Consider the following 25,439-nt stretch of genomic DNA (forward strand, 5'->3'; position numbering starts at 1 on the left):
AGCGCCCCCACTGTTTCTTCCAGCTCATCGAACAGCGCCCGGTATGCTTGCCAGCCGTGCCGCGACCTGCGTAAGTATTGGCATAGGCCCGATGCTGCGCCATTGAAAAGAACGCCCGCAGCTTATCTGATGCATATTGTGTTTGTCGAAAATGCTAACCGGTTGACCAAATAACCGCTCGAACAGGGTTGTGAGAATGGCAGGAAAAAGGATTTCATCGGCGGCTCGAGAATAGACTCCAGACGCACCCCCAGAATCGCGATCGCACAGCAAAACCTGCCGACCGGTTTGCACACAGACATAGGCAAGGTTCACGGAAGTCTCGGTTTGTCCAACACCGCCCTTATTGCAGTAAAAGGCAATGATTTTCATTCCTTACTCCTTTTTGTGGTGAAACAGACTGCGGAACATGTGCCGGATTTCTTGCCCGTCAAAATGATGGAAACTTGCGACAACGCGCTTTCTTTCCGTCTTTTGGTGTTGATCAAGCACAGCGATTAGGCCGCCCACGGACAAACCGATCTGCGCGTCCACGCGGCCTTGCGTATCGGCGCGAGACGCTACAAAGGTCAACAACGCATTTTGCTGAACAGAATAGTCGTTGAACAAACCAAGACTATCCTGAAGTTTTTTCAACGGCTTAAGGATCACTTTAAATCTATTCCCGTCGAATAGTGGGGCAAACAATTCCATCAGATATCTTAGTTTTTTGCATTCGATACGAAGGTCATGCACCGTCCTGTCTGGTTTATCGTCGCTTATGCCGCGCGCCAGTTTGCACACCTTGCGATAGCGCTTCCAGATCAGCGCGCAGGCATAGTCATACGCACCAAGATGCGCGTTTGGCCCAAGGTCCAAGTGATCTGAACTTGCGAACATTGCGGTCAGGTCGGTCATGGACGTCGTGTAGTCGGCGCTGCGCAACCAGCGTGACAGGCGCAGTTGCTCTTGTGTACGATCCGTTTGAAACTGATCAAACATCTCGGACAGTCCTGAGTGAAGGTTCGGCGGGATAAGATTGAAATACTTGTCTTTTTCCAGAAGGTAGACATCCAAATCACGCAGAGGTCCAGTACGGGTCATGAGGTCGGAAAAGACCCGCTTCAGCTCGGCCGTCTGGGCTTCGGACAACACGCCCTTGAACAGGCTAATCACTGACCTGATCTTGCGCAACGATACCCGGTAATCGTGCAAGAACTCAGTGTCGATATCAGCGATCACACCCTCTTCGTTTTGCCGCGCAACCCGCAGATATGTTTGAATGATTTTTGCAGCGACTTCGCAGGAAGGTTCTGCTTGACCAATCTTCATTTCAGGCTTGGCCTGATAGGGAACCATGTCTGGAACCAGGCTGGTATAGAGCGTTTCAATATCATGAACACCGCCCGTAATGCTGGCGATAGAGGAACAGACCGACTGATAAGCCTTCTTGTACCCGCGCAACTTCTGAATTCGTACAATAGTCGCCTGCCCCGATGGCGTCGACATGTACGTTAAAGTTCCCCTGACTTTTGTCTTTTGCAGATCATCTAGTACGGCAAAGGTCTGAACCTTGATCTCCCCAACACCGATCTGCGTCAGCGCCCGCAGTTCAGGAAAGTCGTTCAGCGCCTTCTGAACCGGCCCTTCTGGCAAGTCCCGCGCAAACCGCAGATACCCCGAGTATTGCTGAGACAAAGGGCCATGATCCTTCCGCAGCAGGTGCAACATCCCGCCAGTATGGATCAAAGCACGACCGGAGGCGCGCAATGACTGATCGTGACAATCGAGCAATGCGAAAGCTGCGACGGAACTATCGGGTGAAGCTTTTCGGGAAAACCCGGCAATGGCATGTGCCAGAGCCGTTTCGTCAATCCTCGCTGGGAAAATGAACTGATCGCCTGACGATCTGGTCATGATAGGCCTTTCCAGTTCAAATTCAGAAACCCCTTTACAGGCTTCTCAACGGTCATTTGCGCGCCCGCCCCTTTGTTTGGTGGGCTGCCCCAACGCCATTCTGGGTTTTCTTGTTCAGTCTCGGCGGAACCCGAAAGGACATCAAGGCATTAGACTGCGACCGAGTGTATTCACGGGGTGACAGGCCCCGGGCGCCGAAGTAAGACACCGCTATGAGCGAACCAGTATCTTCAATCCGAAACCTTGGCCCCGCCTTTGAACAGGCCTGCGCCCGCGCTGGTATTCATTCGGCTGAGGCGCTGCGTGAACTGGGGCCGGACGAAGCCTATGCTCGCCTGTTGCGCGCCGGCACCAGGGCGCATTTCATCGGATATTACGTTCTGGTGATGGGATTGCAGGGCCGCCCGTGGAACGACTGCAAGGGCGACGAGAAAAAAGCCCTGCGCGAAAGGTTCGACGCAATCAAAGCCGGTAACGCGGCTGCCCCCGAAAACCAGATGATTGCAGATCTGGACGCTATCGGAGTTCGTGTTGCACAAAAGGACCTAAAGCAGGTCTGAACGAATAAGGCCGCACCCAACCAAGGATGCGGCCCCAATCTGTCGGCAATGGCTGTGGCTTAGCCGACCAGCTCAATGCCCGAGAAGAAATATGCGATTTCAACCGCTGCGGTTTCCGGGGCGTCCGAACCGTGGACCGAGTTTTCACCGACCGATTCCGCGAATTCGGCGCGGATGGTGCCGGGTGCTGCGTCTGCAGGGTTGGTTGCGCCCATGACTTCACGGTTCTTTGCAATGGCACCTTCGCCTTCCAGAACCTGAACAACAACCGGAGCCGACGACATGAATTCGCACAGTTCGTCATAGAACGGACGTTCGGCATGAACGTCATAGAACTTGCCAGCCTGAGCTTTGGTCATGTGAATGCGCTTTTGCGCCACAATGCGCAGGCCAGCTTCTTCGAACTTGGCGTTGATTTTGCCGGTCAGGTTGCGACGGGTTGCATCGGGTTTGATGATCGAGAATGTGCGTTCCAGTGCCATGTCGGCCTCTCCTTATAATGTGGCGCGGGACCCGCGCCGAAATCCATCGCGCGCCGGGTATCACGGTCTTTGGCCCATGAAAAGTGTAATGATGCCTTGCCCGTGGCTTTGCAGTTCAGATTGTGTCCGGCAAAGGGTCGACGCGGTCCAGTCGACGGACGTAAAGCACCGCCAGCAAGCCAGCAAAGCTACAGGCCCACATCATGCCCAGTACCAGATACGGCCCATTTTCGGGGCTAACGAACGCGCCGGTCATTGAGGTCAGAACAGCGCCCAAAGCCACGATCATTGCCCCCGACAGCCCTGCCGCGCTTCCTGCCAGTCCGGGGCGTACCGACATGACACCGGCCGCGGCATTGGCATTGGTCAAACCGTTGCCAAAGCCGACACAGATTGCCGAGCCGAAGAAGACCCAGACCGATCCCAGATCAGCGAGGAACAGCAACAATCCGCAAAACGGCCCGGTCGAGGCCACGATCCGCCCCGACAAGATCATCGTCGTCAGCCGCGTCCGGGCCGCAATCCGACCGGTGACAAAATTGCCAACCATGAACCCGCCGGTGATGATGCCAATCCCCAGCCCCAGCGTTGCTGGGCTCAGGTCGAACCACGCTACGGCAACCAGCGGCGCACCGGTGATAAAGCTGTAGAACCCCCCAATCGAAAACGCCGCGCATAAGGCATACCCCCAGAACCTGCGGGCACGGAACAGGTGCGGATACTCGCGCAGTTGGGCACCAAATGTGGACGAGCGGTTGGTGTTGGTCTCGCCCATGTCGAACCAAAGCAGCACCAGCAACCCTGCCCCGAGCAACGAGTACAGGACAAACCCCGAGCGCCAACCGAAAAGCATATCCAGCGCCCCACCCAACATCGGCCCAAGCATCGGGGCCAAAGCCATGGCCATTGCGACGTAACCGAGTTTGCTTGCCGCCTCATTCGGTGCGTAACGGTCTCTGATCGACGCGCTGGACAGGACCGAGCCCGCGACCACAGCAGCCTGAAGCAGACGGAAGCCAAGAAAAACCCAGATCGATCCAGCCAGCGTGCATCCGATCGACGCAAGGACAAATATTGATATACAAATCAAAAGGATAGGCCTGCGTCCAAAGCGATCCGATAAAGGGCCCATAATCAGTTGCAATACTGCCGAAAGCGCCAGATACCCCGCGACCGACAGGTTCATCAGACCGTAATCCACAGCGAAATCTTCACTCATATGTGCCAGCGACGGCAGGAACATGTTGAGCGTCAGTACAGACAGCGCCGTAGCAAAGATCAACGTGATCAGGGATGGAGGCGTCCGGGCCGCGCGCATGTGGAAAACCGTTTCAAAAAGCAAACGAGACAGCGCTAACACATTGCTTGACGCTTGAAAATGCCAAGCCGCTGGCGGCGGCATCACACCTCTGCTAAGAGCGCTCCATGTTACGGATCGAAGACATCACCTATGCCGTTGAAGGCCGCCCATTGTTTGATGGCGCCAGCGCAACCATACCAGACGGTCACAAGGTTGGCCTTGTGGGCCGGAATGGCACGGGAAAGACCACGCTTTTTCGCCTGATCCGCGGGGAACTGGCGCTGGAATCGGGCAATATTTCGGTCCCCAAGCGCGCCCGCATTGGCGGGGTCGCGCAAGAGGTCCCCTCGTCCAACGTTTCGCTGATCGACACTGTTCTGGCCGCTGATACCGAACGCAGCGCCCTGATGGCCGAGGCTGGCAACGCAACAGATCCCACGCGAATTTCCGAAATCCAGACGCGGCTGGCCGATATCGACGCCTGGTCGGCCGAGGCCCGCGCGGCCTCGATCCTCAAGGGGTTGGGATTTGACGACGCAGACCAGTTGCGCCCCTGCTCGGATTTCTCGGGCGGTTGGCGGATGCGCGTGGCCTTGGCGGCGGTTTTGTTCTCGCAGCCGGATTTGTTGCTGTTGGACGAACCGACCAACTATCTGGATCTTGAAGGCGCGCTGTGGCTGGAAAGCTATCTGGCGAAATATCCGCACACGGTCATAATCATCAGCCATGACCGGGGCTTGCTGAACCGTGCCGTAGGGTCGATCCTGCATCTGGAGGATCGCAAACTCACCTATTACGCCGTGCCTTATGACAAATTCGCCGAACGGCGGGCGGAACGTCTAGCGCAGGCGGAATCCGAGAATGCAAAGGCAAAGGCCCGCATCGCTCATTTGCAGAGCTTCGTGGATCGGTTTCGATATAAGGCATCCAAGGCCGTTCAGGCCCAATCGCGCCTGAAAATGATCGAACGCATCCAGTTGGTCTCAACCCCGCAAGAGGCCGCGCTGCGTGCGTTTTCCTTCCCCGAACCTGAGGAATTGTCGCCGCCGATCATCCAGATCGAAGGTGGTGTCACCGGCTATGGCGAGATCGAAGTACTGCGCCGCTTGAACCTGCGCATCGATCAGGATGACCGCATCGCGCTGCTGGGTAAGAACGGTCAGGGCAAATCAACCCTGTCCAAACTGCTGTCAGACCGCCTGCCCCTCATGGCGGGTAAGATGGCCCGCAGCAACAAGCTGCGCATCGGGTATTTCGCTCAGCATCAGGTGGACGAGCTTTATGTGAACGAAACGCCACTGGACCACCTGCGCCGCCTGCGCCCGGACGAGGCGCCAGGCAAGTGGCGCTCGCGTTTGGCGGGGTTCGGCCTGAACGCAGCTCAGGCGGAAACCGAGGTTGGCCGCCTGTCGGGTGGGCAAAAAGCACGCCTGTCACTGCTGCTGGCCACCATCGACGCACCGCATATGCTGATCCTCGATGAACCGACGAACCATCTGGATATCGAAAGCCGTGAGGCGCTGGTCGAAGCACTGACAGCCTATTCCGGCGCTGTCGTGCTGGTCAGCCACGACATGCACCTTCTGTCGCTTGTTGCCGATCGGTTGTGGCTGGTCTCGGACGGTACGGTCAAATCTTATGACGGTGACCTTGAATCCTACCGGGCCCTTTTGCTGGCGCGTGACAAGCCGGTGAAAGAAAAGCCGCAAACAGAGAAGCCCAAACGTACCTCGCGCGATACCATGCTGGCACTGCGGGCGGACCTGCGCAAATGCGAGGACCGGGTCGAGAAACTGACAGAGATGCACGACAAGCTCGCGGCAAAACTGGCCGACCCGGCGCTTTACGAAGACGACAAGATCAACGATCTGGAAACCTGGAACCGCAAATTCGCCGAGGTGGTCGAGGCCATGCAAAAAGCAGAAGCGCTTTGGATCGCCGCTGCCGAGCGACTGGAACAGGCAGAAACGGTATGAGCGATCCCGTTGTTGAAACCAAAGCGATGATCGCGGGAATGCACCCCGAAATTCAACCCGACGAATTCGCATTTGTGGTCTGGCCCGAAGATATGGACTGGCCCGACGGGACACGCGCCAGTTACGTCGAGGCCGAAGGGCTGTCTTTGATCGTTCCGATCCATTGCGCACCAAAAGAGGCGGTTGCTATGCGTTGTATCACGCTTCAAGTGCACTCCTCGCTCGAAGGCGTGGGTCTGACCGCTGCGGTCTCGGGGGTGTTGGCACAGGCCGGAATTCCGGCGAACATGGTTGCGGGCTATCACCACGATCATGTTTATGTTCCGTCCGGACGGGTCGAAGACGCCCTGAGAATTTTGAAACATCTGCAACAGAGTAGCAAAAAGTGATTGACACCGCATTTCTGATCACTGCGTTCACGACGCTTTTCGTGGTTCTTGATCCACCGGCGCAAACCCCGATTTTTGTGGCCCTGACCCAGAACATGGATTGGCACACGCGCCGCTCTGTCGCGATACGCGCATGCCTGACGGCAGGCGGCATTCTGGCCATGTTCGCGGCCTTTGGCGAAGCGTTGCTGGGTTTTGTCGGCATCTCGATGGAGGCGTTTCGCGTTGCGGGAGGTGTTCTTCTGTTTCTGACCGCGCTCGACATGCTGTTTGAACGCCGGACCAAACGTCGTGAAAACAGCGCCGAAGAAGAAGAACATCCGGACCCGTCAGTGTTTCCGCTGGGCATCCCACTGATTGCAGGGCCCGGTGCGATTGCCACTATGATCCTGCTGGCCGGTCAACATCCCGGCATTCAGGGTCTGGCGGTGGTCATCGGCGTTATGCTGGTCGTTCTGACAATGGTTTTTGTGATGTATCTTACATCCGGGGCCGTGGCACGGCTTTTGGGAAAAACCGGGTTGAACGTGTTGACCCGGCTTCTTGGGATGCTGCTGGCTGCATTGTCTGTTCAGTTTATTCTTGATGGCCTCAAGGCCTTTGGATTCGCATCTTAAATCCCCATATTCACAAGGTTTAGGGGATTTCCGGGTAACCGCATGGACAGTTTCGATATTGGACGCCTGATCTATCTGGCCCTGCTGGGGGCGGCGCTGCTGATGTGGTTTGTCACGCATAATCGGCAGTCGCTTGGCAAGACATTGCAGCAGGTTATGGCATGGGTGTTCATTTTTGTCGGGGTCATTGCACTGGTCGGTCTGTGGGAGGATATTCGTTCCTCGGTCACTCCCGCGCCGCAGATGAGTGTCACCGGTAACTCGGTTGAGGTTCCCCGCGCTTATGATGGCCATTATTACCTTCCGGTTCTGGTGAATGGTGAGCTGATCACCTTTCTTGTCGACACCGGTGCCAGCCAGATCGTGTTGAACGCGCGGGATGCCAAACGGGCAGGCATTGATCCCGATCAGCTGAACTATTTCGGGCGCGCCTTGACTGCAAACGGTGAGGTGCGTACCGCGCCGGTGCGGCTTGAGACCCTGACGATAGGACCCATTACGGATCAGAACGTTTCGGCCTGGGTCAACGAGGGTGAGCTGGATAAATCGCTTTTAGGGATGGAATATCTGCACCGTTTTTCAAGCATTCAGTTTGCTGATGGCAAGCTGATCCTGTCCCGTTGATGCTCCTCACCTCTTGAGAACAAAAGTGGAACATGATAGCTTGCGGGCATGTCTGCTCAGCTTCTTGGTCCCAAACCTGCACGTCAGATCCCGGGGATAAATCTCCATTCGCAGATCACCCTGCAACCGGGTCGCGTGCACGAGGCTTGCGGACCTGCCCGACGCAGCTTTGCCATCTGGCTGGCCGGTCAGACACAGGGTCCCGTGCTGTGGATTTCCCCCGCGTGGGAGCCCGCTCAACTGAACCCCGACGGAATTATGGCCTTTGCTGATCCGGCGCGTTTTCTGTTCGTCCACCCCACCCGCGCCGAAGATCTGCTATGGTGTATTGAAGAGGCGCTGCGCAGCGGGGCCATCCCGCTGATCATAGGCGACCTGCCCGGCGCGCCGGGGCTGACGCCGGTGCGGCGGATGCATCTGGCCGCAGAACAAGGCGGTACGATGGGCCAAGCCCCGCTTGGCTTGCTGCTGACGCCCGGTGATGGCGGCGCACAAGGGGTTGAGACACGCTGGCACATGGCCGCCGCCCATCAGGGAGATACCAGACACTGGACCCTGACCCGCCGCCGCGCCCGCGCCCTGCCCCCGGTCAGCTGGCAGGCCACTCAGACTGCTGCCCGCACCGGTCTGCACCTGAAACGCATTGAAACAGAGGACATTCTGACGTGAAGCCGCAAGGATCACGCAAGATGTGACTCGCCAAACTCCGGATCGCACCCTAGCGTCGCCGCATGAGCCATCCGATCCATGACAGCCGCTATTCCTGGATTCGCCTTCTGATCACGCTCGCCATCGCAACTGTGGCGAATGTAGGGATGTGGGCGGTCATCGTGGTCATGCCTACTGTCGAAGCAGAATTCGACGCCAGTCGCGCCGAAGCCTCGATGCCATATACGCTTACGATGATCGGATTTGCGCTGGGCAATATGTGGCTAGGACAACTGGTGGACCGGCTGGGCGTGACACGCGCCCTGATCGGTGCCGCTGTATTAAGCGCCTTCAGCTATCTATTGGCAACGCTGGCCCCGAATATAACACTACTATCTGCGGCGCATCTGCTGGTCGGGCTGGGAACATCGATCGGGTTTGGCCCCTTGATCGCCGATATCTCGCACTGGTTCATGAAGCGGCGTGGGTTCGCCGTCGCATTGGTGGCCAGCGGAAACTATATCTCTGGCGCAATCTGGCCCACCCTGCTGTCCGGCATTCTGTTACGGGATGGCTGGCAACAGGTCTACCTGACATTGGCGCTATTGACGCTGCTGATTGTCATCCCCCTGTCCTTGCTGTTGCGTCGTCAGGTCCCGGTCGAAGCACACAGCACAGCCGCGGCCACAGCCCAGATCAACGCGCGCACTGTCGGCGTTTCACCACGCGTGTTACAGTACATCCTTGGCCTGGCTGGTATTGGATGCTGCGTAGCGATGTCCATGCCACAGGTCCATATCGTGTCGTATTGCGTCGGGCTGGGATACGGCCCCGCAGTGGGGGCCGAAATGCTATCGCTGATGCTGCTAGGTGGCGTCGCCAGCCGTATTCTCTCGGGCCTGTTGGCCGACCGTCTGGGCGGCGTCATGACGCTCTTGATCGGCTCAGTCTTGCAGTGCATCGCCCTGTTCCTGTTCCTGCCATATGACGGAATGGTCTCACTTTATGTGATCAGCTTGCTGTTCGGTCTGGCGCAGGGTGGCATCGTGCCCAGCTACGCTTTGGTTGTCCGTGAATACATGCCGCCGCAAGACGCAGGGGCGCGGGTCGGATTCGTCTTGATGATGACCATCCTTGGCATGGCGCTTGGCGGATGGATGTCAGGCTGGATTTACGATGTCACCGGAAGTTACCAACTGGCCTTCGTCAACGGAATTCTTTGGAACGGTTTGAACATTGCCATCGTTCTGATGTTGATCAAAAGATCCCGCCCCAGACGGGACACGGTCATGGCATGATACACCTAACCCGCCGCTTGGTGCTTGCAGGGATGGTGGCTCTGCCTTTGGCCCGTACGGTGCAGGCCGCGTTGCAGCCATACATTTTGTCAACGAAAACCACCGTGGTTGGTTTTACCTTTGATCTGTCAGGTATCCCTCAGACCGGATCAATGCCGATCCGGCAGGCGGACGTACAGATTGACATGCACCGCCTGCAAAATAGCCGGGTCACGGTGGTGCTGGATGTCAACAAGGCCAGAACACGCTTGCCCTTTGCCCGCATGCCGATGCTCGGCCCCGGTGTTTTGGGCGCCGAAACCTACCCGACAATTCAATTCGTATCGACTGACATTCAATTGGGGGCCGATGGGCGCATATCGAATGGTGCTCGTGTCACGGGGGAACTGAGTATCCGAGATGTGACGCACCCCATAACCTTGGATGCCAACCTATACCGCCAGCCCGGAACAGCCGCGAACGACCTCAACCGCCTGTCCATAGGTTTGACCGGGACATTGAACCGGCACGATTTCGGTGCCTCGGGTTATCCCGATCTGGTAGGACAAAACGTCGGACTGGACATACGTGCCGAGATCATTCGTGCAACCTAATCGACAAAAAGCAAAAAACGACTGGATAAAGTCGAATAGTTGCGCGCATTGTCCGGTGACGCCGCCTATCTGAGAAAACCATGCGCACGATCATTTCATTTGCCGCCCTGTTTCTTTCGGTCATTCTGCTTCAGCTTTCAACGGGCGGCGTCGGGCCACTTGATGCCATTTCCGGGATCACCTTAAGCTTTTCGACCGAACAGATCGGTATGCTGGGTTCAGCGCATTTCCTTGGCTTTTTCATAGGTTGCTGGTGGGCGCCGCGTTTGATGGGCAGTGTCGGGCATTCCCGCGCATTTGCCGTATGCACAGCGCTGGGCGCGATGGGGTTGATCGGGCACACCCTGACAGACAATCCTTATGTATGGGCGGCGTTGCGCATCGCCTCGGGCACATGTGTGGCAGGTAGTTACACCGTCATCGAAGCCTGGCTGAATGCAAAAGTGACCAATGAGACACGTGGACGAGCCATGGGCACCTATCGCATCGTCGATATGGGTGCCTCGCTGAGTGCTCAGTTGATCATCGCCGTCCTGCCACCCGCCTCGTATGTTTCCTATAACCTCTTGGCGATCCTTTGCTGCGCCTCATTGCTGCCGCTGACACTGACACGCGCAAGTCAGCCGAAGACACCAGACGCCCCGCGCCTGCGCCCGAAACTGGCATGGCACAGTTCGCCGTTGGCCGTCGCGGGCGTCATTGTTTCGGCACTCAGTTCAGCATCTTTCCGAATGGTCGGGCCCGTCTACGGTCAGGAAGTCGGGTTGGGAGTGGATCAAATCGCCTTCTTCCTCGCCTCTTTCGTTCTGGGCGGGGCGCTGGCGCAGTATCCGATGGGATGGCTCGCGGACAAATACGACCGGCGCTGGGTCTTGATCTGGCTTTCGGTCGCGGCGGTACTAAGCTGCGGGGTTACAATGGCGGCAAGCGACACGGGAACCGTCGGTGTCATGCTGGCCGCAGGGCTTTTTGGCTTCACGACATTCCCGATCTTTTCGGTGTCCTCCGCGCATGCCAACGATTTTGCGACGACCGAACAAAGGGTCGAATTGTCTGCCGCCCTGATGTTCTGGTACGCGCTGGGGGCAATTGCATCTCCCTATATCACATCAACACTGATCCAGGATTTCGGTCCCAGCGCTTTGTTTGCATTTGTCGCGGTTGGACATGTGTTCCTGATCGGGTTCGGACTGGCCCGGATGCGTTCCCGTCCAACACCAGAGGAGAGAACCAATTATGTTTACGCGCCGCGTACATCATTTACTGTCGGAAGGCTGCTGAAACGCGCCCGAGAGGAATGAATAGCGGACCCGCAGCCCTGCATTTCGGAGATTCTGCGTATTGGCTGACCACATTCTGACCGGTTTACAACGGCCATCGGTGACTTGGTCGTCCCATAAGGTGCGCGTCACAAATCAGAGTTATTCCAGTCATCTACGAAACCGGGCTTTTGCTGAGCGGTGACTTAGGTTAGACGAACGCGCAGTTAGATACGCGGAAACGGAATATGGCTCGGATTCTCATCACCTCGGCGATCCCATACATCAATGGGATCAAGCATCTCGGCAACCTGGTCGGCTCGCAACTGCCTGCCGACTTGTATGCACGCTACCAGCGTGGCCGGGGGAACGAGGTCATGTTCCTGTGTGCCACCGACGAACACGGCACCCCGGCCGAACTGGCCGCGGCCAAGGCGGGAAAGCCGGTGGCCGAGTATTGCGCGGACATGTACGAAATTCAGGCCGACATCGCCAAGCGTTTTGGGATGAGCTTTGATCACTTTGGCCGCTCATCCAGCGAGCAGAATAAAAAGCTGACCCAACATTTTGCCGGAAAGCTGGATGAGGCCGGGTTGATCCGCGAGGTCACGGAAAAGCAAATCTATTCCAACGCAGATGGTCGCTTTCTTCCGGACCGCTATATCGAGGGCACCTGCCCCAATTGCGGATACGAGAACGCACGTGGCGACCAGTGTGAAAACTGCACCAAGCAGTTGGATCCAACCGACCTGATTGAACCGCGCTCGGCCATTTCGGGCTCGACAGATCTGGAAGTACGCGAGACCAAGCACCTCTATCTGCGCCAATCGGCAATGAAGGATCAGCTGGATGCCTGGATTGACAGCAAAACCGACTGGCCGATCCTGACCACATCCATTGCCAAGAAATGGCTGCATGATGGCGACGGGTTGCAAGACCGGGGGATCACCCGCGATCTGGACTGGGGCGTTCCGGTCAAGAAAGGCGATCAGGACTGGCCCGGTATGGAAGGCAAGGTCTTCTATGTCTGGTTCGACGCGCCGATTGAATACATCGCCTGTGCCAAGGAATGGGCGGATTCCACGGGGAAACCCGATTCTGAGTGGGAACGCTGGTGGCGCACCGATAAGGGCGCGGACGATGTGCGCTATGTCCAGTTCATGGGCAAGGACAACGTGCCGTTTCACACGCTTTCTTTCCCCGCCACTATTCTGGGATCGGGCGAGCCGTGGAAAATGGTCGACCACCTGAAATCCTTCAACTATCTAAACTACGACGGCGGCCAGTTCTCGACCTCGCAGGGGCGTGGCGTTTTTATGGATCAGGCTCTCGAGATTCTGCCAGCTGACTACTGGCGGTGGTGGCTGCTGAGCCATGCGCCAGAAAGCAGCGACAGCGAATTCACGTGGGAAAACTTCCAACAATCCGTGAACAAGGATCTGGCCGATGTTCTAGGCAACTTCGTCAGCCGCATCACCAAGTTCTGTCGCTCGAAATTTGGTGAGGTGGTGCCCGAAGGCGGTGAGTTTGGCGAGCGTGAGAACGCTCTGATCGATGAACTCACCAAACGCGTCCGCGCTTACGAGGCGCATATGGAAGCAATGGACGTCCGCAAGTCGGCTCAGGAACTGCGGGCCATCTGGGTGGCTGGCAATGAATACCTGCAAGCTGCGGCGCCGTGGTCAACCTTCAAGGAAGACCCCGAAGGGGCCGCTGCGCAGGTGCGTCTGGGCCTGAACCTGATCCGGTTCTATGCCGTGCTCAGCGCGCCGTTCATCCCTGATACCTCAGCCAAGATGCTAAGCGCCATGAACACGCTCGACACCAGCTGGCCCGAGGACGTGGCCGCAGCGTTGAACGCCCTGCCAGCGGGTCACGACTTTGTCGTGCCAGACGTTCTGTTCGCCAAGATCACAGACGAACAGCGTGAAGAATGGCAGGCAAAATTTGCCGGTAAACGCAGCTGACCACCCTGACATTCGTCAGCTCAAACGGGGGCCGTTGGCCCCTGTTTTCGTTCGGCACCTCGGAACGGACCAGCACCTAAACTAGCTTAGTTGCTGAAATTTTTGGCGTCATCGCAAACAACAGCGGGATTCATCGCGCTTGAGAAATCGTGGCAAACAAGCCATCCTGCAAACAAGTTTTGTCGACTCGCGCGATTGTGACCGCCGAGATGGACACCAATTGTTTCTGAAATGCACGAGGCTTTCGCCATGTCCCAAGTTTTCCCTTTTCCAACTCAGGCCCGCAATCCAATTGCCACCGCAATATTGCTGATTTCCCTGGGACTGGCCCAACCTGCAACTGCACAGGACGAAGGAGCGGCACCGAAAGTTACGATTGCGGCCGCCTACACCGAAGAAATCACCGACGAGGCTTCCTTCATAGGGCGCGCTCAGGCGATCAATAAGGTCGATATCGTCGCCCGCGTGAACGGTTTTCTCAACAGCCGGAATGTCGAGGATGGGGCTACGGTCAAGGAAGGAGACCTGTTGTTCACCATCGAACCGGACCTTTACGAGGCGACATTGGAGGCCCGAAAAGCTGATCTGAACCGGGCCGAGGCGAACCTTGAGCTGGCCAAGGTTGACCTGGCGCGTAAGGAAGAGCTTTACAAACGCGACGCGACACCTGAATCCGAACGCGACATCGCGCGGGCCAACGAACTGGTCGCCGAGGCTGAGGTCAAGGCCGCAAATGCGGCGATCCAGCAGGCCGAACTGGACCTCAGCTATACACAGATCCACGCACCTTTTGATGGGCGTATCGGAAGCATCACCACTAGTGTCGGCGATGTGGTAGGCCCGACCAACCCGCCGCTGGTAAACATTGTCAGCGAGACGCCGATCTATGTGAATTTCTCGCTCAACGAAAAACTCTTCACTTCGGTTCTTCAGACCGTTGGCGCAAATTCCGCTTCTCTTGCGGAAAGCCCGCAAAGCCCCAATGTGCATATCACGCTGCCAAATGGAACCAAGTTGGATGAAACGGGCAGGATCGTATTTGTTGACAATCGTATCGACCCGTTGACCGGCGCGATCACAATGCGCGCCCAGTTCGAAAATGCCGACCGTTTGATCCTGGACGGTGCATTCGTGAATGTGCAGATCGAAGCGTTGCAACCGACCTTGCAAGTTCTGGTGCCGCAAGCTGCGCTGCAACGCGACCAGCGCGGTGACTTTGTTCTGGTTGTAAACGACAAGCAGATGGTGGAGCAGCGATATATCACCACAGGCAACACGGAAGGTACCGCCATCATCGTTACCGAAGGCTTGCGTGAGGGTGAAAGTGTGATTGTCGAGGGCCTGCAACGGGTCCGTCCCGGTGTGGCTGTTGACGCGGTCGTCGCCTCTGAACAGCCGGGAGAGTAATCGATGTTCTCAGCCCTGTTCATCAGCCGGCCGAAGCTGGCGTTAGTCATTTCGCTTGTGCTGACCATCATGGGTGGCATCGGCTATCTGGTGCTGCCGGTCGCGCAGTTCCCCGACATTACCCCGCCCGTGGTCAACGTATCCACCAAATACACCGGAGCAAATGCGGAAACAGTGGAAAACACCGTTGCCGCTCCGATCGAGGCGCAGGTCAACGGCGTGGACGACATGATCTACATGACGTCCAGATCGTCTGACAACGGGTCCTATTCGCTGGATGTGACCTTTGAGGTCGGCACCGATCCCGACATCGCATCGGTCAACGTTCAAAACCGGGTGGCGCAGGCCATGTCGTCGCTGCCAGCCGAAGTGACTTCGTCCGGCGTGGTGACACAGAAATCTTCGACCAACATGCTGATGCTGGTCACGCTGACCTCGCCCAACGGCACCTATGACAGTGTGTTTCTTTCCAACTATGCCTCGATCAACCTGCGCGATGCGCTGGCGCGTGTGCAGGGCGTGGGTAAAGCTGATGTTCTGACCAACCTGGAATACGCCATGCGGGTCTGGATGGACCCTGACAAGATGGCAGCCCTGTCCATAACACCAGGCGATGTGATCAACGCGATCCGCGAACAGAATATCGAAGTGTCTGCAGGCTCGATCGGTGCACCGCCTGTGCCCGAAGGGCAGACCTTTCAATACACGATCAAATCCAAAGGTCGACTGACGTCAGCCGAAGAATTTGGCGACATCGTGATCCGTACCGGAGATGCCGGCGCAATTGTCCGCGTAAGGGACATCGCCCGAGTTGAGCTTGGCGCACAGTTCTACTCGGCATCCGGCTATTTTCAGGCCGTGCCTGCCACCGTCATCGGTATTTATCAAGCCCCCGGCGCGAACGCCCTCGCCGTTTCAGAGCGCGTACAGGCGGAACTGGAGCGGCTGTCCCGCGCATTCCCGACGGATGTCGAATATGAAGTACCCTTCAACACGACAGACTTTGTCGAAGCTTCATTGAATGACGTCGTATCGACACTGATCCTGACCTTCACCCTCGTGATCTCGGTCGTTTTTGTGTTCCTGGGAAGTTGGCGCGCGACGATCATCCCCGCGGTTGCCATCCCGGTCTCACTGATCGGCACGTTTGCTTTCTTGCTGGCCTTCGGCATGTCGTTGAACACGATCTCGCTGTTCGCGCTGGTATTGGCCATTGGGATCGTGGTTGATGACGCCATCGTCGTGGTCGAAAACGTCGAGCGCATCATCGCTGATGAGGGGCTGCCCCCAGCCGAAGCCACCCGTAAGGCGATGGGGCAGATCACAGGCCCGGTCATCGCGACCACGCTGGTATTGCTGGCGGTATTCGTGCCCGTGACCTTCATGCCGGGCATCTCAGGGCGGCTGTACTCTCAGTTCGCTGTCACGATCTCGACCGCTGTTGTGATCTCGTCGATCAACGCGCTGACACTGTCGCCCGCGCTGTGTGGACTGGTCCTTAAGGCCCGCTCAGGGCCGCCCAAAGGGCTGCTTGCACTGTTCGAAAACTTCATTGGTGGCGTTCGCAACGGCTATGTCGCCATTGTTCGCAAACTGCTTGTCTTTCCGGCTATCGCGCTGGCCATCGTGGTTGGGCTCGGCATGGGAACAGGGGCCATCATGTCAAACACGTCCGCCGGGTTTATCCCGCTGGAAGACAATGGCTATCTCTTTGTCGACGTGCAACTGCCTGACGCCGCGACGCTGGAACGGACCGAGGCCGTGACAAAGCGCCTCGATGACCAGATACGCGAGATCCCGGGTGTGTCCAGCACCGTTCTGATCAATGGCTTTTCATTGCTGAACGGCACAATCACCAACGGCGCTGCGATCTTCGTGAACCTCGACAACTGGAGCGAACGGCAGGAAGAAGACCTGAGCGCCAAGGCCATTCTGGCCAAGGTGCTGGCCATCGCGAATAACGAGACCGCAGCCTCGACCGTTGCCTTCAACCCGCCACCAATTCAGGGTCTCGGCATGTCGGCCGGGGTCGAGATGGAGGTGCAGCAAACCGGTGGCGGTTCACCGCAGGATCTGGCATCGGCTGTGGGGTCGTTTGTCTATTCGGCCAACCAACGACCCGAGATCGGGCAAGCCTATACGACATTCCGTGCCAACGTTCCGCAGCTGTTCGTGGATCTGGACCGCGAGAAAGCCAAGACACTGGACGTCTCGGTGGCTGAAATCTTCCAGACCATGCAAGCCCAGCTGGGGTCGTATTATGTCAACGACTTCAACCTGTTTGGTCGCGTCTATCGCGTAATGATCCAGGCGGAAGGCAGCTATCGCGACAATGTCGATGACATTGCCAGCCTCTATGTGCGTTCACAGAAGGGCGACATGGTGCCATTGGGCACTCTGATTGACGTGGAAAACGTCTTGGGGCCGGTTCTGCTGAAACGGCATAACCTGTTCCGGTCGGCAACGGTGACAGCGGTGCCAGCGCCGGGCCTGTCCAGCGGCGATGCGATCACAGCGATGACAGAGGTCTCTGCTTCGGCTCTGCCGCCGGGATACTCGTTCGAATGGACGGGAACGGCACAACAACAGTTGGCGTCCGGCAGCCTGGTGATCATCATTCTGGGGCTGGCTATCCTATTCGGTTACCTGTTTCTGGTTGGACAATATGAAAGCTGGACTATGCCGGTCTCGATTTTGCTGTCTGTGGTCGTGGCCCTGTTCGGGGCGGTGGCCGCGGTTGCCATCGTCGGCAGTGACATCAACCTCTATACGCAGATCGGTATGATTATGCTGGTGGGTCTGGCCTCGAAGAACGGCATTCTGATCGTCGAGTTTGCAATGGAACAGCGCGCCAAGGGTCTTTCGATCAAGGAAGCTGCCGTCGAGGCCGCTCATCAGCGTTTCCGCGCTGTCATGATGACTGCCCTGTCTTTCCTGTTGGGGGTCGTACCGCTGCTGGCTGCCAATGGTGCGGGTGCGGCCAGCCAGAAAGCCATCGGTGTCGCCGTGTTCGGTGGCATGTTGGCCGCGACGCTGGTTGGCGTGATCGTGGTGCCTGTCCTCTACGCCCTGATGCAAAGCATGCGTGAGTGGCTGAAAGGCAGCAAAAACGATCCCGGCCCTTCAGAAGAAGCGGCCTGATCCAATCAAAGCCCCGCCCTTCGGCGGGGCTTTTTTCTGGCGTCAGTCTGGTCTTCCCCGCCGACGTTCAGAGAGTTCGCGGATCACCACCTTTGCTTCTGGTGTCGGTGCCTGCTCGACCCGGCGATAATCCGATCCATCCCGGTTCCGTGTCAGCAGCCCACAGGAAATCATGGTCCGGCGCAGGGTTGCAGGGTCATCAAAACAATGTTCGGCATTGAGGCACGCGTTGACCTCACCCTCTTGCAGCACCGCGGCTGCCGGTACCGCAGACCAGAGCCCCCACAAAGACAAAGTCTGCACCGATCGTTTTGACGGCCATTGTCGAAGCCTGCCTTGTGCGTCGAACAGGTGCAATGTGCGCTCAACCGTGCGCATGTCAGCAGTCGGTTGTTTCGGGCGGGCCTCGATCCGCCTGGCAGCGGCACTGGTGGCGCGCATATGTTGCACGTTCTGAAACCCGGCGGCACGAGCGACCATATTCATCAGGGTCAGGTGCGACGGGCTGGAGTCGCCAAGTTGTTGGGACAGGATACGCACGAATCCGGTCAGATCATCGGCGTGCAAGGGTACAGGAGTTTTGCTCATCACAAATCCATATCGGGCGTTTTGCGCGATCGTTGGTCGCTGACTTGACGAAACAACGCCCTGATGGTTGCGATAGTTTCACATACACTGGCAGGTTTAGCACTCTGGGTAAGAGCAGCGACGCCTCGGTGTCTGCCGACCGTATCCAACGGCTAGCACAACGCTCATCACCCGCCAAGAGGATAGAAAGATGGATCAGGTCGAGCCGGGGGTCAGCCGTTCAGCCATCCAGCCGTCGATCCGCGCGATCTGCTCGGCATTCAGTCGCAGGCCCAGCTTGTTGCGCCGCCAGACGACATCTTCGGCGGTCCGTGCATATTCCTTGTCGATCAGCCACGCGACTTCCCGCGCGGTCAGGGTTGCGCCAAAATCCTCGCCCAGATCAGACAGCTGTTGCGCATCCCCAAGGACATCTGTTGCTTCGGTTCCATAGGCCCTGATCAGGCGTGCAGCCCAGGCGGCACCCAGAAACGGATACGCGGCTTGAAGCTGATCAGTCAGGGCTTCAACTGCGTCAACCGGAAAGTCACCGCCCGGCAGCGCCACACCAGCGGTCCAGGGGCCCGGCATATTTGGAAAGAATTCACCAACCTTCTCCAGAGCACTTTCCGCGAGCCTGCGATAGGTGGTGATCTTGCCGCCAAACACGTTCAAAACAGGCGCCCCACCCTGCGCATCGACTTTCAGCGTGTAATCTCGCGTTGCTGCGGTGGCACTGCTGGCATCGTCGTCATAAAGCGGCCGCACACCAGAATAGGTCCACACAACATCTTCGCGGGTCACAGGGCGCTTGAAATACTTCGATGCGAAGGCGCACAGATACTCCTGTTCGACCTCGGTACAGACGGGTTTCGTGTCAGGGTCCGGGTGATCCTGATCCGTTGTGCCGATCAGGGTAAAGTCCTGTTCATACGGAATGGCGAAAATGATGCGGCCGTCTTCGCCCTGAAAGAAATAACACTTGTCGTGGTCATAGAGCCGGGGTGTCACAATATGGCTGCCCCGAACAAGTCGAACACCCTCGCGTGAGTTCACTCGGATCTTGGTCTGGATGATGTCCCCGACCCAAGGGCCACCCGCATTGATCAGCATTCTGGCCCGGACAAGACGGGTTTCGCCGCTGCTGCGATCACGAAGTGATACCTGCCAAAGGTCGTCCACCCGCTCGGCCGAAATCACCTCGGTTCGCACCATGATCTGCGCACCGCGCGCCTCGGCGTCGCGGGCATTCAGGACCACCAACCGTGAATCTTCGATCCAGCAATCAGAATATTCATAAGCCGTTTCGAACTTGTCCTGTAACGGGACGCCTTCCGGACCCGATCGCAGGTTCAGCGACGTGGTGCCCGGCAGAATTTTGCGACCACCCAGATTGTCATACATGAACAAACCCAACCGGATCAGCCAAGCCGGACGCCGCCCCCGCATCCACGGCATGACCGTACTGAGCAGCCGGGAGGTCGGCGTTTCCGAGTCAAACCGCATGTCCTTGTGGTAGGGCAGCACAAAGCGCATCGGCCAGCTGATATGCGGCATCGCGCGCAACAGGGTTTCACGCTCGATCAGGGCCTCACGGACTAGACGGATTTCGAAATACTCCAGATAGCGCAAACCGCCATGAAACAATTTTGTCGAGGCTGATGACGTGGCCGAGGCCAGATCATTCATCTCTGCCAATGTAACTGACAGCCCGCGACCAGCAGCATCCCGAGCGATGCCGCAACCATTGATCCCACCACCGATGATAAAAAGGTCCGTTGTCTGAACGTCCGCTGACTGCATGCCAATGATTCCTTGTCAGGATGGATGATAGGCATTTGCCAGAACATCCTTCGTATGGTCAATGTTTATGTTCGATTTTTTTCGCTTTGCAGCACTAGCCTGAAATCTTCTAATACCATTCTTGCAAAACCGGCCAAAAAGAACAAAAACGAAAGAAACACTTCAAGTTTGGAAACACCATGTCCCTGTCTTTTCGCCAATCTGACATTCTGGACATTGCCGGGGCCGAAGGCCGCGTCACCGTTGACGGGTTGGCCGAAAGATTTGGTGTCACGGTCCAGACGATCCGGCGCGACCTGACCGAGTTGGCCGAGGCAGGTAAACTGGATCGGGTGCATGGCGGCGCGGTGCTGCGCTCGGGCGTGTCCAACATCGGATATGAAGACCGCCGTGCCCTGAACGCCGACGCCAAGACCCGTATTGCACAGGCTTGCGCCACCGATATCCCCGACGGCGCATCGATCTTCATGAACATCGGAACCTCGACCGAGGCCGTGGCGCGGCAATTGCTGAACCACAAGAATCTGATGGTTGTGACCAACAACATGAATGTCGCAAACATTCTGATTGAGAACCCGGATTGTGAGGTCGTCATGGCCGGTGGCGTTCTGCGGCGCACCGACGGCGGGTTGATCGGAAATCTGACCGTATCGACCATTCGGCAATTCAAATTTGACCTTGCCGTAATCGGCTGTTCAGCTTTGGACACTGACGGAGATCTTCTGGACTTCGACTTTCAGGAGGTACAAGTCAGCCAGACCATCATTGCGCAGGCACGCCGCACATTTCTGGTTGCCGACCATTCAAAGTTTTACCGCTCGGCCCCGGCGCGCATCGCTTCTTTGGCTGAAATCAATGCGATTTACACGGATGCGCCGTTACCTGGCGATCTGCACCTGCGCGGTCAGGAATGGCAAACGGACATCGTCCTGTGTAACTAGCGGACATTAAGAATAGTCCCCAAATTACCGCGCCGCTTGCCAGATGCCACCCGGCCTGACACTATCGTTTGCATAAAGATATGTGCACGGGAGGGGAGCACCGGGCCATGATTGCGCTTTTATTTGCACTACTTACCGCCACGATGGGGCTCAACTATTTCAACATGACAAAGGCAGGCAATGCGCTGTTCTTCCTTACGATTGCCCTGAGTATCTACTGGTTGAAATTCCACGCCACCAGTCAGCTGACAATTCAGCTTTGAGGGCCTCGTCATGACACCCGAATTGTCACGTACACTAAACGCGATCGGAATGCTGGCCGTCAGTCTCGTTCTGGCGCTGGCGTTCTTCTATCAACTTGTCCTTTACGAACTGCCCTGCCCGCTTTGCCTGTTGCAGCGTGTCGGCTTTGTAGCCGTCGGCGTCGGGCTGGGCCTGAACCTGCTTTATGGCGCGCGACCGCAGCACTATGCCATCATGCTCATTGCCGCTTTGTATGGCGGCAGTGTTTCGATCCGGCAAATCCTGTTGCACATTGTGCCTGGAACCGGCCACTACGGATCGCCCGTTCTGGGGCTGCATTATTACACTTGGGCGGGCATCGCCTTTTTCCTTGTCCTGCTGGGTACTTCGTTCATGCTGCTGTTTGATCGCCAATATGACTCGGGTGCGGCCAGCGAGGTACGTTTTGGGGGAAACAAGCTGGCCAAAACCGCCTTCTTTGTCATGCTGGCACTGACCGTACTGAACGCCGGTTCAACTCTGCTGGAATGCGGACCAGGCATTTGTGATGACCCGCCCACGGACTACAAGTTGATTGACGAACTGAAAACGAATGATTGAGGATACCCTAACCTTCCCCTGATGGAGGCACGCACATGGGACTATTGGGCCAGCCGCTGGGCTATTATGACTATCTGACATTGGTCGCGCTGATCCTGCTGCTTGCAGCAGTTATGGCGCTGTTCCTGTTCATTATGGGCCTTCCGGGGCGGATCGCGATCAAACGTAATCATCCCCATGCCGAAGCCGTAAAGATCATGGGATGGATGGGGTTTTTGGCTGTCGTGCCTTGGGTTCACGCCTTCATGTGGGCTTTCCACGATGGCGTCACGGTCGATATTCGCCGGGGCCCGGACGAGGAAAAAGATGCCATTCGCGATGAAATCAAACGCCTTGGCGGCAAGGTCAAACCCGAATACCAGGATCGTCTGGACACAGACGACACACAACCCAGTTAAGACCGAAGGACCCTAATTCCTATGTTCGTCGCCCTCGGCATCACGCTGTTCTACATCATTTTCGTCTGGCTCATTTTTTTCAAGCTGGAATGGCTGAAGTTCAACATTGCCTGGGGCATTGTTTCGTTCTGGGTGGGCGCACATCTGCTGCTGATCTTCCTTGTGGCGCTTCGCTTCTTTCAGCCGTTTTCCGCAGACAGCCACGTGGTACGTTCGACCATACAGATCATCCCCAAGCTGACACAGCCGACGATCCTGTCCGAGGTACTTGTCGAACCGAACACACCGGTAACAAAGGGAGATCCGCTGTATCGGTTCGATGATACGGTGTTTTCGCTGGCGGTCGATAATGCGCAGGCCCAGTTGGTGGCGGCACAGCAGAACGCCAAAATCCTTGAACAGGATGTCATTGCGTCGACCGAAGCTGTCGAACGGGCCAATGCGCAATTGGCCTATGCGCAAACCCAACAGGCGCGGTATGAGAATCTTGTTCCGGCCGGAGGCGCCCGTCAGGACGATCTGGATCGATGGAACGAACAGGTGTCGGAAGATCAGGCCGCCGTCAAACAGGCTGGGGCCAACCTGACCAAGGCTCAACTGGCGCTGGAATCGCAGATTGACGGCGTGAACACCGGTATCCTTCAGGCGCAGGCGCAATTGGCCGAGGCCGAGTATTTTCTGGAAAACACAACAATCTATGCGCCTGAAAATGGCATGATCGTCTCGCAGCAGGCCCGCCCCGGATTGGTAGTCGGTGACGTCCGGTTGGGTGCGATTGCCAGCTTTGTGACTGATGAAAGCCCTTATATCCTTGCCACATTCCGCCAGCAGAACCTGAAATTTGTCGAGCCGGGGCAAGAGGTCGAAGTCGCACTTGATCTTTATCCCGGTGAAATCCTGACGGGCAAGGTCGAAGCGATCTGGTGGGCGACCCGGCAAGGGCAACTCATCCCGTCGGGCCGCCTGCCCGGTTTCGAGTTGCCCAAACTGCCCGGTCGGATTGCGGTTCAGATCACCGTCGATGTGCCGGAAGACCACATTTTCCCAGCGGGCGGCCATGCCGCTGTGGCGATCTATACAGGTCAAGGCAAGAGTTTTGAGTTTCTGAGGCGCATCAACATCCGCCTTTATTCCTTCGCCAATTTCATCCGACCCCTGGATATCTGAGGATGCGCGCCATGACACTCCGCAGGTTGTTGGGAACCGCCATTTGCGTCGCCACTCTCGCGGCTTGCACACCAGTTGGACCGGATTTTGTGCGCCCCAATTCACCTGTCGTGAAACAATGGATTGAGGTCAACAACCCCAGCGTCGGTCAAAGCGGGCTGACTTCGCGCAGTGCGCCAGTCGTAAAATGGTGGCAGACATTCAATGATCCGACCCTTAACAAACTGATTGCCGAGGCTTACGCCCAAAACCTGACACTTCAGGTCGCTGGTGCGCGGGTTTTGCAGGCGCGCGCGCAACTGGGTATCGCCTTTGGCGAGCTTTACCCGCAGTCGCAGGCCATTGGCGGCTCGCTTGAACGGCGCCAGATCAGCGACAATCTGGGGCCAATTTCGGATGTCAATCGCGTCATCCCGCTGGATACCGAGTTCTCGACCTCGCAAGTCGGCTTCGATGCCCAGTGGGAGTTGGACGTCTGGGGCGCGCAGCGGCGCGGCGTTCAGGCCGCGCGATCCAATCTGGCCCTGCAAGTAGCAAACTACGACGACGCGTTGGTTACGCTGACCGGGGACGTCGCCGCGCTTTACGTCAATATCCGGGCGCTGCAAGAGACGCTGGCAATTGCGCGCGAGAACATCAAATTGCAGCAGGACTCGGCAGACCTGACTCAGCTGCGGTTTAACAATGGCGTCACCACGGAACTGGACGTACAGGAATCCGCCGCCCTGCTGAACAACACCAAGGCGCTGGTACCCGAACTGGAAAGCGACCTGCAACAGACCAAGAACGCGCTTGCGGTATTATTGGGCACGACACCTTCACGCATGACCGGTCTGCTGGGCAATACCGGCCGCATTCCATCGGCCCGGGCAAATGTGGCAGTGGGCGTTCCCGCTGAATTGCTGCGCCGCCGCCCGGATGTGCGCGCGGCTGAACTGGCGGCAGCCACGCAGTCGGCGCAGGTGGGCATCGCGATGGCGGACCTGTATCCCCAATTCATCCTGTCAGGCGCAATCGGCTTGCAGGCATCCGGCGGGCGCGATCTGTTCGGCGGCGGCAGCACAACCGGACTGGCCAGTGCCGGTGTGGTCTGGAATGTGCTGAACTATGGCCGCATCAAGAACAATGTTCGCGCGCAGGACGCCGCTTACCAGGCGCTGATTGCGAATTATCAGAACACTGTGCTGACCGCTTATTCCGAGGTTGAAAGTGCCATGGTCGCTTATGCGCAGGCACGTAAGCAGGTCGGGTTCTATCAGCAAAGTGTCGAAGCCTCACGCAAAGCTGCCGAAATCGCCGTCAGCCAATATACAGATGGCATTGCCGATTATTCGCGTGTGCTGAACACCCAGACCGCGCTATTGCGATCACAGGCCAACCTGATCGAGGCACGGCAGCAGGTATCCAGCAATCTGGTGGCGGTTTACAAGGGTCTGGGCGGCGGATGGCAAATCCGTCAAAATCAGGAATTCTTACCTGAAACCGTTCTGGCCGAGATGGCCTATCGCACGGATTGGGGCGATCTGCTGCAGAAAACCCCAACCCGCGCAAGCCTGAATTAGG

The 25,439-nt window shown here is 57.3% G+C and carries 24 protein-coding genes; 18 read left to right on the forward strand and 6 right to left on the reverse strand.

The annotated features are described in order from the left end of the window. Nucleotides 1-24 precede the first annotated feature (24 nt). Nucleotides 25-372, reverse strand: coding sequence for an AAA family ATPase (locus AC2FPW_RS05655; RefSeq protein WP_496812823.1), 348 nt, complete (start codon nt 370-372; stop codon nt 25-27). Nucleotides 373-375: 3 nt separating this feature from the next. Continuing rightward, a complete protein-coding gene (locus AC2FPW_RS05660) occupies nt 376-1,896 on the reverse strand; it encodes a CHAD domain-containing protein (RefSeq protein ID WP_496812824.1) in 1,521 nt (506 codons plus the stop codon). Between the two features lie 212 nt (nt 1,897-2,108). Between AC2FPW_RS05660 and AC2FPW_RS05665 the strand changes: the two genes are divergently transcribed. After that, nucleotides 2,109-2,456, forward strand: a complete 348-nt coding sequence (locus AC2FPW_RS05665) for a TfoX/Sxy family protein (protein WP_267364152.1) — start codon at nt 2,109-2,111, stop codon at nt 2,454-2,456. Between the two features lie 59 nt (nt 2,457-2,515). Here AC2FPW_RS05665 and ndk read toward each other — a convergent pair whose 3' ends face one another. Together ndk and AC2FPW_RS05675 are read right to left on the reverse strand one after the other, a co-directional pair. After that, nucleotides 2,516-2,938, reverse strand: coding sequence for a nucleoside-diphosphate kinase (gene ndk / locus AC2FPW_RS05670; RefSeq protein WP_008757405.1), 423 nt, complete (start codon nt 2,936-2,938; stop codon nt 2,516-2,518). A gap of 115 nt (nt 2,939-3,053) precedes the next feature. After that, on the reverse strand, nt 3,054-4,256 hold the full coding sequence (locus AC2FPW_RS05675) for a multidrug effflux MFS transporter (RefSeq protein WP_496812825.1): 1,203 nt from the start codon (nt 4,254-4,256) through the stop codon (nt 3,054-3,056). Nucleotides 4,257-4,363: 107 nt separating this feature from the next. Here AC2FPW_RS05675 and AC2FPW_RS05680 point away from each other — a divergent pair, with 107 nt between their 5' ends. The 11 genes from AC2FPW_RS05680 to AC2FPW_RS05730 all read left to right on the forward strand — a co-directional run bounded on the left by AC2FPW_RS05680 (nt 4,364) and on the right by AC2FPW_RS05730 (nt 18,157). Then, nucleotides 4,364-6,214, forward strand: a complete 1,851-nt coding sequence (locus AC2FPW_RS05680; protein WP_496812826.1) for an ABC-F family ATP-binding cassette domain-containing protein — start codon at nt 4,364-4,366, stop codon at nt 6,212-6,214. Beyond that, nucleotides 6,211-6,603, forward strand: coding sequence for an ACT domain-containing protein (locus tag AC2FPW_RS05685; protein ID WP_496812827.1), 393 nt, complete (start codon nt 6,211-6,213; stop codon nt 6,601-6,603). The genes AC2FPW_RS05680 and AC2FPW_RS05685 overlap by 4 nt, the downstream gene beginning before the upstream one ends. After that, nucleotides 6,600-7,220 (forward strand): MarC family protein, encoded by a 621-nt coding sequence (locus tag AC2FPW_RS05690; protein WP_496812828.1) that lies wholly within the window; start codon nt 6,600-6,602, stop codon nt 7,218-7,220. Before AC2FPW_RS05685 ends, AC2FPW_RS05690 begins: the two co-directional genes overlap by 4 nt. Before the next feature lie 42 nt (nt 7,221-7,262). Further along, nucleotides 7,263-7,844: a retropepsin-like aspartic protease family protein gene (locus AC2FPW_RS05695; RefSeq protein ID WP_480583877.1), complete on the forward strand. Its 582-nt coding sequence runs from the start codon at nt 7,263-7,265 to the stop codon at nt 7,842-7,844. Nucleotides 7,845-7,892: 48 nt separating this feature from the next. Further along, the gene (locus AC2FPW_RS05700) at nt 7,893-8,513 is read left to right on the forward strand and encodes an ImuA family protein (RefSeq protein WP_480558579.1); all 621 of its coding nucleotides are present in this window, start codon (nt 7,893-7,895) and stop codon (nt 8,511-8,513) included. A gap of 62 nt (nt 8,514-8,575) precedes the next feature. Then, nucleotides 8,576-9,790, forward strand: a complete 1,215-nt coding sequence (locus AC2FPW_RS05705; RefSeq protein WP_496812829.1) for an MFS transporter — start codon at nt 8,576-8,578, stop codon at nt 9,788-9,790. Then, entirely contained in the window at nt 9,787-10,383 is a 597-nt protein-coding gene (locus AC2FPW_RS05710; RefSeq protein WP_496812830.1) for a YceI family protein, read from the forward strand. Before AC2FPW_RS05705 ends, AC2FPW_RS05710 begins: the two co-directional genes overlap by 4 nt. A gap of 80 nt (nt 10,384-10,463) precedes the next feature. Then, a complete protein-coding gene (locus AC2FPW_RS05715; RefSeq protein WP_496812831.1) occupies nt 10,464-11,684 on the forward strand; it encodes an MFS transporter in 1,221 nt (406 codons plus the stop codon). A gap of 206 nt (nt 11,685-11,890) precedes the next feature. Beyond that, the gene (gene metG, locus AC2FPW_RS05720; RefSeq protein WP_496812832.1) at nt 11,891-13,609 is read left to right on the forward strand and encodes a methionine--tRNA ligase; all 1,719 of its coding nucleotides are present in this window, start codon (nt 11,891-11,893) and stop codon (nt 13,607-13,609) included. A gap of 249 nt (nt 13,610-13,858) precedes the next feature. Next, on the forward strand, nt 13,859-15,016 hold the full coding sequence (locus AC2FPW_RS05725) for an efflux RND transporter periplasmic adaptor subunit (RefSeq protein WP_496812833.1): 1,158 nt from the start codon (nt 13,859-13,861) through the stop codon (nt 15,014-15,016). A gap of 3 nt (nt 15,017-15,019) precedes the next feature. After that, a complete protein-coding gene (locus AC2FPW_RS05730) occupies nt 15,020-18,157 on the forward strand; it encodes an efflux RND transporter permease subunit (protein WP_496812834.1) in 3,138 nt (1,045 codons plus the stop codon). A 42-nt stretch (nt 18,158-18,199) separates the two neighbouring features. Here the strand turns inward: AC2FPW_RS05730 and AC2FPW_RS05735 are convergent, their stop codons facing one another. Next, nucleotides 18,200-18,745 carry a DUF2087 domain-containing protein gene (locus AC2FPW_RS05735; RefSeq protein WP_496812835.1) on the reverse strand — a complete coding sequence of 182 codons (546 nt, stop codon included), beginning with the start codon at nt 18,743-18,745 and terminating at the stop codon, nt 18,200-18,202. A 195-nt stretch (nt 18,746-18,940) separates the two neighbouring features. Next, entirely contained in the window at nt 18,941-20,527 is a 1,587-nt protein-coding gene (gene glpD / locus AC2FPW_RS05740; RefSeq protein WP_496812836.1) for a glycerol-3-phosphate dehydrogenase, read from the reverse strand. A gap of 179 nt (nt 20,528-20,706) precedes the next feature. Here glpD and AC2FPW_RS05745 point away from each other — a divergent pair, with 179 nt between their 5' ends. The 6 genes from AC2FPW_RS05745 (at nt 20,707) to AC2FPW_RS05770 (ending at nt 25,438) form a co-directional block, all read left to right on the forward strand. Further along, entirely contained in the window at nt 20,707-21,468 is a 762-nt protein-coding gene (locus AC2FPW_RS05745; protein ID WP_496812837.1) for a DeoR/GlpR family DNA-binding transcription regulator, read from the forward strand. A gap of 107 nt (nt 21,469-21,575) precedes the next feature. Beyond that, nucleotides 21,576-21,731, forward strand: coding sequence for a DUF5993 family protein (locus tag AC2FPW_RS05750; protein WP_209595994.1), 156 nt, complete (start codon nt 21,576-21,578; stop codon nt 21,729-21,731). A 10-nt stretch (nt 21,732-21,741) separates the two neighbouring features. Next, entirely contained in the window at nt 21,742-22,311 is a 570-nt protein-coding gene (locus AC2FPW_RS05755) for a disulfide bond formation protein B (RefSeq protein ID WP_496812838.1), read from the forward strand. A gap of 35 nt (nt 22,312-22,346) precedes the next feature. Beyond that, entirely contained in the window at nt 22,347-22,709 is a 363-nt protein-coding gene (locus AC2FPW_RS05760) for a DUF3302 domain-containing protein (protein ID WP_480485873.1), read from the forward strand. A gap of 21 nt (nt 22,710-22,730) precedes the next feature. Beyond that, complete coding sequence (locus tag AC2FPW_RS05765; protein WP_496812839.1) at nt 22,731-23,876, forward strand: HlyD family secretion protein; 1,146 nt, start codon at nt 22,731-22,733, stop codon at nt 23,874-23,876. 11 nt (nt 23,877-23,887) lie between these two features. Then, the gene (locus tag AC2FPW_RS05770) at nt 23,888-25,438 is read left to right on the forward strand and encodes an efflux transporter outer membrane subunit (RefSeq protein ID WP_496812840.1); all 1,551 of its coding nucleotides are present in this window, start codon (nt 23,888-23,890) and stop codon (nt 25,436-25,438) included. The last annotated feature ends 1 nt before the right edge of the window (nt 25,439 follow it).

Source organism: Ruegeria sp. SATB027, from assembly GCF_059613825.1.